The organism is Thermoflexus hugenholtzii, from assembly GCF_018771565.1.
Taxonomy (GTDB): domain Bacteria; phylum Chloroflexota; class Anaerolineae; order Thermoflexales; family Thermoflexaceae; genus Thermoflexus; species Thermoflexus hugenholtzii_A.
The window spans coordinates 3267335-3279539 of record NZ_CP076326.1; the positions used below are offsets into that span (position 1 = coordinate 3267335).

Annotated in this window: 8 protein-coding genes and 1 tRNA gene; 4 read left to right on the forward strand and 5 right to left on the reverse strand. The window is 67.1% G+C overall.

Annotated features, from left to right (window positions below):
- Window positions 1-179: 179 nt before the first annotated feature.
- The 4 genes from KNN16_RS14820 (at window position 180) to KNN16_RS14835 (ending at window position 4375) form a co-directional block, all read left to right on the forward strand.
- Entirely contained in the window at window positions 180-2096 is a 1917-nt protein-coding gene (locus KNN16_RS14820) for a DUF5666 domain-containing protein (RefSeq protein ID WP_303897872.1), read from the forward strand.
- Window positions 2097-2327: 231 nt separating this feature from the next.
- The gene (locus KNN16_RS14825; RefSeq protein WP_299283488.1) at window positions 2328-2873 is read left to right on the forward strand and encodes an RNA polymerase sigma factor; all 546 of its coding nucleotides are present in this window, start codon (window positions 2328-2330) and stop codon (window positions 2871-2873) included.
- Window positions 2860-3966: a DUF5666 domain-containing protein gene (locus KNN16_RS14830; protein ID WP_303897875.1), complete on the forward strand. Its 1107-nt coding sequence runs from the start codon at window positions 2860-2862 to the stop codon at window positions 3964-3966. Before KNN16_RS14825 ends, KNN16_RS14830 begins: the two co-directional genes overlap by 14 nt.
- Window positions 3967-4009: 43 nt before the next feature.
- On the forward strand, window positions 4010-4375 hold the full coding sequence (locus KNN16_RS14835; protein WP_303897877.1) for a hypothetical protein: 366 nt from the start codon (window positions 4010-4012) through the stop codon (window positions 4373-4375).
- A gap of 47 nt (window positions 4376-4422) precedes the next feature.
- On the opposite strand, the gene KNN16_RS14840 is transcribed toward KNN16_RS14835, so the two are convergent.
- The 5 genes from KNN16_RS14840 to KNN16_RS14860 all read right to left on the reverse strand — a co-directional run bounded on the left by KNN16_RS14840 (window position 4423) and on the right by KNN16_RS14860 (window position 12096).
- A complete protein-coding gene (locus tag KNN16_RS14840; RefSeq protein ID WP_303897879.1) occupies window positions 4423-4869 on the reverse strand; it encodes a hypothetical protein in 447 nt (148 codons plus the stop codon).
- Window positions 4870-4912: 43 nt separating this feature from the next.
- Window positions 4913-7318 (reverse strand): hypothetical protein, encoded by a 2406-nt coding sequence (locus KNN16_RS14845; protein WP_303897880.1) that lies wholly within the window; start codon window positions 7316-7318, stop codon window positions 4913-4915.
- A 230-nt stretch (window positions 7319-7548) separates the two neighbouring features.
- On the reverse strand, window positions 7549-10350 hold the full coding sequence (locus KNN16_RS14850) for a histidine kinase N-terminal 7TM domain-containing protein (protein ID WP_303897881.1): 2802 nt from the start codon (window positions 10348-10350) through the stop codon (window positions 7549-7551).
- 336 nt (window positions 10351-10686) lie between these two features.
- A tRNA-Lys gene (locus tag KNN16_RS14855) sits at window positions 10687-10759 on the reverse strand.
- 155 nt (window positions 10760-10914) lie between these two features.
- On the reverse strand, window positions 10915-12096 hold the full coding sequence (locus KNN16_RS14860) for a transposase (RefSeq protein WP_303897883.1): 1182 nt from the start codon (window positions 12094-12096) through the stop codon (window positions 10915-10917).
- Window positions 12097-12205 lie beyond the last annotated feature (109 nt).

Below are 12205 nucleotides of genomic sequence, written 5' to 3' on the forward strand. Positions count from 1 at the left end.
GCCCCTCCGGTCCAGGGTGTGTGGGATGGGATACCGGCTGCACAGTATAACACGAGATCCGGCGATCGGCCAGTCCTCCCCGGAACCCCGTAACCTTTTGCCGTCCACCGCCGACATGATGGGCGGATCACGGCGCGCCGCTCGATCCGCTCCGTTCAAACCGTCAGGGAGGTGCTTCCATGCAAAAGATCTTTCGTTTGGGGATCCTCGGGCTTGGGCTGGCGCTCCTCGCGCTGACCGCCTGCACGACCGCTCCCGCCGCCGGGGATGGGCAGACGATCCGCTGGCAGGGGACGGTGGAGGCGGTCCTCCCCGATGGCCTCCAGGTCTCCGGCCAACGGGTCCGCTGGACCGGCGACACGCAGATCCTGGGGTCGGTGCAGGTGGGCTCGCAGGTGGAGATCGAGGGGACGCAGGCGGACGGAGCGCTGAGCGCGATGGTGATCCGGGTCCGCTCCTCCGCTGAGTCGACGGCGATGGGCCCCGGGGCCGCCGGGACCTTCGTCTCCCCGCTTCCCACGCCGATCCCGCGCATGGAGTTCCGAGGCGTGGTGGAGGAGATCCTTCCCAACGGCTACCGGGTCGCCGGCCAGACGGTGATCGTGACGACCACCACTCGAGTGGAAGGCGCGGTCGAGGTGGGCGTCTTCGTGAAGGTGAAGGGAATCCTGCAGGCCGACGGCTCCGTCCTCGCGCTTCAGATCGAGGTGGAGGCCCCGCCCGCCGAGGTGGAGTTCAAGGGCGTCGTGGAGGCGATCCTGCCGGACGGCTATCAGATCGCCGGGCGGACCGTCATCGTGACCGCCACCACACGGATCGATGGCCCCATCGCGGTGGGGACGTTCGTGGAGGTGAAGGGGACTCTCCAGCCCGATGGAACGATCCTGGCCTCGCGGATCCATCGGGAGGAGGAGGGACAACCCCGGGTTGAGTTCGAGGGGATGGTGGAGGAGATCCTTCCCAACGGCTACCGGGTCGCCGGCCAGACGGTGATCGTGACGACCACCACGCGCATCGAGGGTCCGATCGCCGTGGGGGATTTCGTCAAGGTCGAGGGGATCCCCCAGCCGGATGGGACGATCCTGGCGACCCGCATCCGCCTGCGGGAGGAAGTGAAGTTCACGGGCTTGGTGGAGGAAATCCTCCCGGACGGCTATCGGGTCAGCGGCCGCACCGTCGTGGTGACGGACTTCACGAAGGTGAAGGGCCCCATCGCCGTCGGAGACTGGGTGGAGGTGAAGGGGTTCCTTCAGGCCGATGGCCGCATCCTGGCCCGCGAGATCAAGGTGAAGAAGGCTCCCGGGCCGGTTCGGATGGAGTTCAAGGGGGTGGTGGAAGAGGTCCTTCCCAACGGCTACCGGATCGCCGGGATCACGGTGGTGGTGACTGCGACCACTCGTATCGATGGCCCGATCGCGGTGGGGGACCTGGTGGAGGTGAAGGGGGTCCTCCAGGCGGATGGCACGGTCCTGGCCTTCCGCATCCACGTGGAGAAGCCCGAGCGAAAGGGCGCTGAGATCGAGTTCAAGGGGGTGGTGGAGGAGGTCCTCCCGAACGGCTATCGGGTGAGCGGGCGCACGGTGGTGGTAACCGCGACCACCCGCATCGATGGCCCCATTGCGGTGGGGGACCTGGTGGAGGTGAAGGGGGTCCTCCAGGCGGACGGCACGATCCTGGCCTCGCGAATCCACGTGGAGGAGGCGGAGCGGAAGGGCGCTGAGATCGAGTTCAAGGGCGTGGTGGAGGAGGTCCTCCCGAACGGCTATCAGATCGCCGGGCAGACCGTCATCGTGACCGCGACCACCCGCATCGATGGCCCCATTGCGGTGGGAGACCTGGTGGAGGTGAAGGGGGTCCTCCAGGCGGACGGCACGATCCTGGCCTCGCGGATCCATCGGGAGGACCGCTCCGGGAAGGATTCCGGCAGCCTTCAGGCCGGACGTGACGAGGGGAAGAAGGGCGGTGATCCGTCCGGGAAGGACCGTAAAGGAAGCGGCGAGGAACGGAAGGGGGAGAAGTCCGGGAAGGGCGATAAGGGGAAAGGCGAGGACAAGCAGGAGGATCGGTCCGGAAAGGACAAGGATGATGACGATTAAGGATGGCGGCTCGCATCCGGAGGGCGATCCCAACAATGGGGTGACACGATCCGGGGGACGCGCGGCCCTCCCGAATCGTGGGACCGGGAAGAGGGTGGGGCGGAGGACCGGCCGCGCACAATGGTCCTCTGCCCAGCCTTTTTCAGCCGGGGACCCGATGGCATCCTTCCCCCAGAGCGGATACGATGGGGTCGATCGACGGTGGAAACTTTTCTTGAGCGATCCGGAACGGTGACGGACGAACAGGCTCTGCTGGCCCGCGCGCGGTCCCTGGATCCGGAGGCCCTGGCCGAGCTGCACGAGCGGTATTACCGAATGCTGTATTTCTACGTGCTCGGCCGGGTCGGGGAACGGATGGCGGCGGAGGACCTCACCGCCGAGGTCTTCACGCGCCTCCTGGAGGCTTTCCATCGGGGGCGGGGGCCGGAGCGGCACCTGACGGCCTGGCTGTTTCGGACCGCGGATCACCTGGTGGCCGATCACCACCGCGCCCGCTACCGGCGCCCGGAGGTCGCGCTGGAGGAGGCGTGGGCAGCCGCGAGGGAGGAGGAGCGGAGCGATGTGGTGGTCCAGGAGCGGGTGCGAGAGGCTCTGGAGCACCTCACGCCCGATCAGCGGGCGGTGATCCTGATGCGGTTCTGGATGGATCTCCCCCTGGCGCAGATCGCCCGGGAGCTGGGGAAAAGCGTGGGGGCGGTGAAGTTGTTGCAGCATCGGGCCCTGGCCGCCCTCGCCAAACGATTACAGGACCTCAGGAGCGACCATGGCGCAGCGTGAGGAGGAGCTGGAAGAAGCCCTGCGGTTGCTCCGGGAAGGAGCTCCGCTCGAAGCGGTGGCGGCCCGCTATCCGGAGCTGGCTCCGGCCCTGCGCGCCGCCCATCTCCTGGAGCGGGCGCGCCCCCCGGGGCCGTCCCTGCGCGCGGAACTGGCCTCCCGGGCCGCCTTCCTCCGGCGCGCGGAGGAGCTTCGGGCCGCTCGCCGTCCCTGGGCCGGGATCCTGTTCGGATGGCTCCGGTATGCTCGGGCCGGCGCCGTCCTCGCGGGCATCCTGCTGATCGCCGGGATGCTGCATCTCCTGGCCCAGCAGAGCCTTCCGGGGGATCCCCTCTACGGGTTGAAGCGGGCGGAGGAGCAGGTCTGGCTGGCGCTGACGCTGGACCCGGTGGAGCGGCGTCTGGTGGAGGAGACCCTGGCCGCCCGCCGCTGGGAGGAATACCGAGCCCTCGCGCAGCGCCGGGGCTCGGGGACGGTGACCTGGGAGGGCCGGATTGAGGGGATCGAGGGGACCACCTGGCGCATCGGGGGGATCCCGGTGGAGGTCTTCCCCGAGACGGAGATCGTGGGGCCGGTGGCCCTGGACCAGCGGGCGATGGTGACCGCCTTTCTGGGGCCGGAAGGACGGTGGATCGCCCTGCGGATCCAGGCGATCCCGGAGACCCCAACGTGGACTCCGGAGCCCACCCGGACGCCGGAGGAGATCCAGGAGACCTCCACGCCCACATCAACCCCGACGCGGACCCGTCCGCCGACGCGGACCCCCGGGCCGACGGCGACGCCGATCCCTGCGCCCGCTCCCACGGCCACCCCGTCGCCGACCGCGCCGGAGACGTCCACCCCCACGCCTCGGCCGACCGAGACGCCGCGGCCCACGCCGACGCCGGAGGATCACGACAAGGGAGATACCGTGGAATGGAAGGGGATCCTCCAGGCGATCGCCGGATCCACCTGGGTGATCGACGGCCGCGCGGTGCAGGTCACGAGCGATACCCGGATCCGCGGCAGTCCCCGGGTTGGCGATCGCGTGGAGGTCAAGGCGCGGCGCCAGCCGGATGGAACGCTCGTCGCTCTGGAGATCGAGCGAAAGGATTAGCCCGATCGGAGCCGGAAGCCCAAAGGGAGCTTTTCGTCTTAGCGTGGACTACCGGCCGTTCTGGGTGGGGTGGGGGCAGCTGGGCCTGTATTTGCTGGCGCTGGTGACGCTCTCTTTCTATGTCCGGCGGCGCATCGGTCATGCGACGTGGCGGCGGATCCATTACCTGAGCTTTGTGGTCTTCCTGATGGTCACAGTCCACGGGCTGATGAGCGGCACGGATACGGCCAGGGCCGGCGTTCGGGTCATGTATCAAACGGCGGGGTGGAGTGTGCTGGGGCTTGGGATTTATCGAGCCCTCGCGGTTTGGGTGTTCCCAGCCTTCCGGAAATGGACTTCCGCGCTCTTCGGGAAGGGTTCGGCGTTTTCGAATGAACGCTCCCGCCCGCTGCAGGGGCGATCGCCCTGAAGCGGCTCTCGCCGGCGCATGGATGTCCGGAAGCCATGAAGGCTCCCCTATCCGGGCTCGCGTCCGCCCCGAGGAAGGACGACTCGCACCTCCCGGAACAGGATCGCCCCTTCCTCGATGCGATCCCGAAGGGAGCGGATCCAGCGCAACAACCGGCGATCCGTCCGGGACGCGGCGCTCATCTCCTCCTGTAGCTCTTCCTCCAGCTCGCGCTCCGCCTCCTGGAGGCGCCTTCGGAGCTTCTCCTGACGATCCGCCCATTCCTGCTGCAATCGCTCCCGCGCTTCCGGCCGCAAAAACCGGACCCGCACGGGCTCCGGGGAGCCCCGGCTCCGCTCCAGGACATCAAAGTCTTCCCAGCGGATCAAAACCGGGAGGCTTTCGTTGGCCAGCAGCGCTTCCAGCTCCCGGGCCATCCGCCACGAGCTCCCATAGCACCACCCGCTCCATTCGTCCCCTTCTTCCGGATGAAGGGCGAAGAGGTTGGTTCCCATAGGCTTCTCCTCCGGCGAGCGTTGCGAGATCGGGCAAGGGCGCTCACGGGCGCCAGTCGACCGGTCGGGCTCCGGGGGGCCAGGGCGCCTCCCAGAGCCGCCACGTCCCGGGCTCCACCAGGCGGACGCTCCACAGGCCATCCCAGCGTGGACGGAGAGCGAGCAGAAGAGGCTCTCGGGGGCTCCAGGCGATCTCCTTCACGTCCGCAAAAAGATGCCGCCCCTCCTTCCCGTCCGCTCGGAGCACCCAAACATCCCCATACCTTGGATCCGGAGAGGGAGCCAAGAAGGCGAGCCATTGTCCATCCGCGCTCCACGTGATCCCGGAGGGGATCGGAGGATAAGGCTCCGGCCGCGTCCAGAGCGGCAGCACCTGGGCCCGGCGTGTCCTCAGGTCCGTGATCACGATGGCGGATTGACTCTCGCGCTCTCGCCGCGCATACACCGACCATGCCAGGCGGCGGCCATCCGGCGCCCAGGCCGGATGGGAGACGGAAACCCGCTGCCATCCATCCCAACGGGATGGAAACCAGTCCAGGAGAATCGGGCCTTTCTCCCAGACATATAGCGCGGGAACCTCACCTCGCACATAGGCGATCGCTTGTCCGTCCGGGCCGGGGGCAGCCGGACCGATCCCGCCCGCATCAGGATCCAGGATCCGGTAATCGGTGCCATCCCGACGGATGGCCGCGAGGGCGACACGGGGAGGTAAGGCGCTTGGGGACATCACCTCCAGGATCAGCCACTCCGGGCGGGCCGGCCATTCATATGCAGCCAGCACGAGCTCCGGAACCTCCCAGGTGAGGTTCCGGACGACGTTCCCCTGGAGATCCCACTGATAGAGATCCGTATCCCGGATGCTCTCCATGAAACGACCGTCGGGGGAAAGCCGGATAGGCCGGAAGGGATCGATGGGGGGATCCGGCGGCCGGGCGAGGGGGCGCGCCCGGCCATCCAGATCGATCCGCCACAGCGCTCCCCCGCTCCAGTAAATCAGGCCCGCCGGGAGGCGCGCGGCGGTGAACGTCAGGCCCTCCCGCATCAGGAGAAAGGCGCTCCCCAGGTCCACGGCGCCGCGATCGGTATACCCCAGGCCGATCCCATGGAGGCCCGCGGCGATCCACGTTTCCTCCGCCGGTTCCCCGTCCCGCCGAACGTGAAGCGCCGGAAGCCCGCTGGCCGACGTCGGAAGGGTCGTGCGCGGAGCCTCGCGGCGCGGGGCCCACTCCTCCAGAGTGCCGGTGATCGGGAAGCGATAGAGGATGCAGTCGATCCCCGGCGCCTCGCCGGGGGGCTGGCTCGCATAAAGAGGCGGGATGAACCGAACGCGACGGCGCGCGTGTTCGTCCGGCGGAAGCTCCCGGGGGATCCAGCCCGGGGGATAGCGCACGGAGAGCGAGGCCTCCGGGATGTGGAGGACCGGCCAGGCCATGGGGTTCTCCCCCAGGAGGCCGGCGAACCCTGCGAAACTGCCTCCCGGCACGGTGAGCCAGATCAGCCGGCCCAGACGTTGCCACGGCTCCTCGCCCCCGCCCTCCCATCCGATGAGGACGCGATCGCTCCGGCCGGAGGCCTCCGATCGCCATGCCAGCGGAAGCCAGACCGCGGTCTCAGCGAGCCACAACCGGGTGGAGAAGAATATCCTATCCTCCCACCCCAGAAGCGGATCCCACCAGGGAAGCGAAGGCCCCTCTGCGCTGAAGACCGGCCGCGATCGATCCATCAGGTCGATGCGCAGCCATCCGCCGGGCCCCTTCCCGTGATCCCCGGGCCGCATCAGGAGCAGGCGCCGGCCGTCCGGAGCCCAGATCGCCTCGCGCGGCCGCGGCGAGGGCACGAACAGCCAGAAGGCCCCAGCCTCCAGGTCCAGAAGATGGAGCCCCGACCGATCCTCATCGGCCTCCGCATCCATCAGGATCGCCAGATCCCGTCCGGTAGGCGAGGGAAGGAGGCGGATCCGAACCCTCTCCGGCGAGCGGGACTCCACCGGCAGGGACGACGAGCGGATCTGTTCCGTGATCGGATCCAGCTGATGGAGGGTCCACCGGCCGTCGACGTCATGCGCGACAAAGGCGAGGCGCCCATCCGGCATCATCGTCAGGCTGTGGATCGCCCGGACCCGGCTGGCCGGATCGAAGCAGAGATCGGAGTCCCGCCCTCCGGATTCCGGATCCAGGCGGGCCAGACAGAAGGGACGTTCCGCCGGGACGAACCACAGCCGGAGGGATCCCATCGCCCGTGCCCACGCCATCCCGCCCGCGCGCGTGAGCCGGAGCTCCGGGAAGCGGCGGCGCTCTCCTGCCAGGGGGAAGAGCAAATCGAGCAGGAGATGCTCCGGCCGGGCCGGATCCGGCCGGACCAGGGCCAGGAACCGCTGATCGGGCGACCATAAGCCCGTGATGGCCTCTCGATCGACCCGCCACAGGGTCTCCCCTTCCGGATCCGTCACCCAGAGGCCATCGGTGCGGGGCCAGACAATGGGCCCAAGAGGAGAGGGCAGCGGTTCTGTGAGGCGGAGGAACGGAGCGGGCAGGGTGGACGGGCTTGACATAGGGAGCGGCGCGGCGGGTGGAGCGGTGGGGGTAGGGATCGATGACAGGGGAGAGGACCTGCTCCGGCACAGGCTCAGGAGGAGCAGGCCCGCAAGCCCCAGAGGAACCCATGCGAGCCGCGCGGGTTTCATCCGTAGGACCCTTCTCCGCTCCGGAGAGGAGGGAGTCCCGGCTGCTGTGCGGAATCCGCCGCGGGCAGGGTGAACCAGAAGGTGCTGCCACGCCCGGGTGTGCTCTCCACGCCCACCTCCCCGCCCAGTTTCTCGACGATCATCCGCACGATGGAGAGCCCCAGGCCATGGCTTCCGGGCCGTCGATCCCGAACCCCGAAGGGAGCGAAGAGCCGGGCCTGCTCCTCCGGCGGGATCCCCGGCCCGTTATCTTTCACCCAGAACCGGAGCGCGCCGTTCGGAAGGCGATCGGCCCCCAGAACCACCCGGGGAGACCGCCCGCCGTATCGCAGGGCATTGCTCAGGTAATTCGCCCACACTTCTTCAAGCCATGGACCATACCCGAGGACGGTTGGCCAGGATTCCGGCAGATCGATGTGGGCGCCGGTCTCGGTGATCAGGGGGGCCAGCCGCTCCAGGACCGCCTCCACAATCGTCCCCATGGCCACCGGCTCGCGAGGGACCTCCGTGTAACGGACGCGGGCCAGCAGCAGGAGCTCTTCGATCATCCGATGCATTTTCTTACCCACCCGGCGGATCCAGCGCAGATGCTCCCGGAGCTCTTCCACGGATAGCGTCTCCAGATCCTTCTCCAGGAACTCTGTTGCTCCCAGGATCACGCCCAGGGGCTGTTTAAGGTCATGAGCCACCGTATGGGCGAAGGCCTCCAGGTCCTGGTTCAGCCGGCTCAGCTCCTCCCGGTGCCGTCGTTCCTCCTCCAGCCATCGCGCCCGCTCCAGCGCGACGGCCACCGAGTTCACAAAGGGCATGACCAATCGGAGATGGTCCTCATGGAAAAAGCCGGGCTGGTAGCTGTCCAGCGCCAGCATCCCGATCACTCGGTCCTGAGCGATGAGAGGGATCCCCATCCACGATCGGATGGGAGCGTGCGGAGGCTCCCGGAAGATCGGATACTCCGCTGGCGCGTCCGGAAGGATCAGGGGCTTTCGCTCAAGGACGACCCGCGTGTTCGGGTTGTCCCCGGGGATCGGGAATCGGAAGCCCAGGACGGACTCCGGGAGGCCGCTCTGCCCGACGATCTCGAGATATCCCTCTCGAAGCCACTGGACCGAAGCGCTGTCATAGGGGATGAGGGTGCGGAGTTGTTCCAGGATGCGCCGGAGCATCACGGTCAGGGTGGGGGCCTCCACCACCGCGGCGATCGCCCGTCGGAGGGTGTCTGCTTCCCGCCAGCGGGCCTGGGCCTCCTCCAGGGAGCGCGCTTTGGCGATCGCCAGGGCAACGATGCGCGCCATGATCTCCCCCCGGGCGATCTCCTCGCTGGTGAACCGATGAGGGGTGTTGTAGGCGATCAGGAGGGCCCCCAGCCACTTCCCTCCGGCGATGAGGGGGAGGGCCAGCAGGGATCGGGTGGGGAACTGCGCCGCGATGCGGGGGCTGAGGTAAGGAGTGTTGGACACATCCTCGATGGGAAGGGGCCGGCCGGCCCGTAAGGCGGATTCCGTAGCGGTGACTTCCCCGGGCTGGGCCCGCAAGGTGGGGTAGATCTCCCGCAAGGGGCCATAGGCCGCCATGGGAATCGGTTGGCCGGACCGCTCGTCCCACTGCGTGATGAAGCAACCGTCGGCCCCGATGATGGCTCCCAGGCGATCGGCCAGCACCTGAAGCATGGACGGAAGATCTGGCGACTCCAGAGCAGTCCCGAGGATCTCATAAAGGGAGCGCAGGAACCGCTCCCGATCCTCCAGGATGAGCTCCATCTCCCGACGGCGGGTGAGGTCCCGGAGGGTGAGGGCCCAGCCGATCATCCGGCCCCGTCGATCCCGCACCGGTGAAATCTGCAGCTCATAGAAACGCCGTGCTTCCCCTTCCCCCAGGACCATCTCCTCCCGCGTCTCGGTCGCTTCTCGGAGACGGGTTGCCAGGTCCGGCCAGAGGGCGAGGATCTCCCGGGCAGGGCGTCCCAGCGCTCGATCCCGATCCAGCCCCAGCATGCGGGCGGCGCTCGGGTTGAGGTCGACGAGGCGGTGGGAGGCGTCCAGGACGATCAACCCATCCGCCATGTTCTCGATGATGGTTTCATATGCGATCGGTGTGATGTCTAAGAGCCTGAACCGGTAAGCCCCCCAGGCCAGGGCGAGCCCGCCCACGACGAAGCCGTAAGGGGTGAAATCGAACGTCACGGTGGGGAAGGGGTTCAGGAGAGCGGTCAACCCGTTGGCGGCCCAGGGCGCCAGGAGGCCGAGCATCATCATCCCGGCCTGACCCCGATAGAGGGAGGGGCGACGGAGCAAGAAGCGCAGGAACAGGATGGTGGCCAGGAGCATGAGGCTGTAGGCGTATGCGACATGGATGTAAAACCAGGTCCCGTGGATAACGGCCATGCGGGGGAAGGGGCCTTGCACGTCTAAGGCGATGGACGACCAGATCCACCCGTGTCGCTCGTTCGTCCAGGCCAGCCCCAGCGTCAGCAGGGGCTCCAGGACCAGCCATCCCAGGCGCCGGGGAGAGGTCCAGCGCTCGTGGCCTGTGTAGTGAAGGGCAACGATCAACCATACGGTGGGAATGAAAGCGATCCCGAGGTATTGGACTTTGGCCCAGAAAACTTTCTCCGTCAGGCTGGCCCGGGAAAGCTCGAAGGCGTAGCTGGAGGTCCACAGGGCGATCAGCAGATTCATGACGCAGAGAGCTGCCGCGCCGGGAGCTGACCGGGTTTTCCAGGTATATCCAGCCAGCCCCAGGGCGATGAGGGCCGCTCCGAACAGGGAGAATATGAATAACGCACCTGGCCCAGGCATGAGCGAGATCCCTTTCGCTTCCAGAGGGGTAGCCGCCCACCCGGCTGCTCGCAGCTCGTTTAGGCGCCTTCGCGCCGTGCCTCTATCGGCCTGGACGCAGTTGCCCGACCGGTCGGTGAAGATCGATGGCTGATCACTTCATCGGCAAGAAACGGAACAGCGTCTTTCAGGGTATACGGGATCGCAAGGGAATTCCAATCATGTCGTTCCGGTTCTATTGTAACCCTGCTTCCATGGGGTGGAATTTTGAGCCTCCGGCTGTGAACCCCTTTCCGAACCCGGATCCGCCCGGATAAAAAACCGCGCCCCGGGGTTGCCCCCCGGGGCGCGGTGAGGTGGGCCGTGCAGGACTCGAACCTGCAACCTTGGGATTAAGAGTCCCCTGCTCTACCAGTTGAGCTAACGGCCCACGTCCACTTCTAAAGTATAGCCAGGGCTCCATGGGCTGTCAAGGCGGAGCGCTCCGAGCGGCCTCCGGGCGGAGGCAGAACCTTGAACGGGGGCGGCTATCCCCTAAATAGGACTTACGCCGTTTTCTGCGTATTCCGGTCGTGGCCTTGGGTTTTATCCCGAGGCCAGAGGACCGGCCACCGGGGTCGCCCACCGACCCCTGCCTCGAAGGCCGGAGCCCTCGAGGAATTCCACCCCCCTGCGGGCGATGTTCACCGCCGCCGCCTCGTGACGGCCCATCCTCACCCCGCAAGGGCACGCCAGGGCGTGTCCCCTTAGCCGGTCTACCACCCTGCCGCATACCGGACACGCCCGGGACGTGTTCTGCGGATCCACCCAAATCACCGGAACCCCATAAAACCTCGCCTTGTGAACCAGAATCCGATGGAAAGTCATAATGCTCCAGAAGTTGAGCAAACGCTGCCGCATCCTCCTGGACTTCCCCTTCCCGATCCGCTCCTTCATCCCCTTCAGGTCCTCCAGCACCAGGGCTGCTTTCATTCCAAGCGCCCACGCAATCAGCGCCAGGGCCAGATGATGCCAGAAGTTCTCCGTCTTCTCCCGGCGGATCATTCGGTGCTTGGAGGCGATCTTCTTCTTCGCCTTCGGGTTGTGCTTCCCTCTTGTCCCTTTGATCTCGCGCCGCAGATGGTCCCGGTTGACCTTCCCCACATATCCCGTGTCGATCTCCCGGATCTCACCGGTGGAGGTCACGAAAGCCGTCAGATTCCCCTCATTGCTGTCGATCCCGATCACCCCCTCCGGCTCATAGGGGATGGGATCGGGGAACTTCAAGGGGATGGAGAGGGAATGGGCCGTGAGCGTCGGCTCCCCCATCCGCGCCCGCCCCGCCTTCCACTCGTCCAGCAGCCGGCGATACTTGTGGTGAGGGCGAAAGGTGAGGACGATGGGCTCCGGATCCCGGGGGGAGACCGGGATCGTGACGGTCAGGGTCTCGCCGTCCCATTCGATCTTCACCGTCTGCTGGACCAGGTAGACCGATGGACGCCGGATCTCCGGCCGGTCCGCCCGGGTCTTCCCTCTCCGCTGCCGGTTTCGGAAGCCGTGGACGATCCGGGCGCCGGATCGGATCGCCCCGTAGATGAGACTGGAGTGGAGATCCGGATGCTGCGCGCGCAGGGAGGGGTAGAGGGCTTTGATGAGGGTGAAGGTGGCGGTTTTGCCGTTTTCCAGGGCGTAGTCGACGGCCTGCCGCTGGATGTCGGCGCAGGCCTCCATCAAAGCGCGGATTTTGGGATGCTCCTCGAATCGGAACCGCAGACAGACCGTCGGCATCGTCGCCGCCTCCATCCATAATGATAGCCCCGTCCGCCGCGTGAAGAGAAGGGCACAGCCAACTGCGTAACTCCTACCTAAAATGAAACGCAGAGGTCGAGCCTGACAG